This window comes from Achromobacter sp. SIMBA_011, from assembly GCF_046535435.1.
GTDB classification, from domain to species: Bacteria; Pseudomonadota; Gammaproteobacteria; order Burkholderiales; family Burkholderiaceae_B; genus Achromobacter; species Achromobacter dolens.
Genome location: NZ_JAWRWN010000460.1, coordinates 1 through 272, shown reverse-complemented (window position 1 = coordinate 272; position 272 = coordinate 1). Strand labels below are relative to the sequence as shown.

Sequence of the window (272 nt, the reverse complement as noted above, 5' to 3'; positions counted from 1 at the left end):
GATCTCGGCAAGGCCGGCGACCTGTTCGCTCGTCCACTCAAGCATGCGGGTGCACTCCCTTCAGTTTTCCATTCAGTTCGACGAGCCAGTTGAATGTCGGGACGAAGAACTGCATGCGCTGCGTCAATTCCATCAGCGATGCCATGTCGGCCATGATGCGGGCGTCGTAGAAGCGAAGGAGGGCTGTACGGCCATCCGGTAAGCGCACGTCGAGTCGACGGCGCAGCTCGTCGGCCAATGACTCGATTGGATATGCGCTGATCAGCCACGAC

1 protein-coding gene is annotated in these 272 nt (G+C 59.6%); it reads right to left on the bottom strand.

Annotation, left to right across the window (positions count from 1 at the left end; translation table 11 throughout):
* Positions 1–37: 37 nt before the first annotated feature.
* Positions 38–272, bottom strand: a 235-nt coding sequence (locus SB816_RS31715; RefSeq protein WP_410548210.1) for a DUF4123 domain-containing protein, incomplete at its 5' end; no start/stop codon positions are given.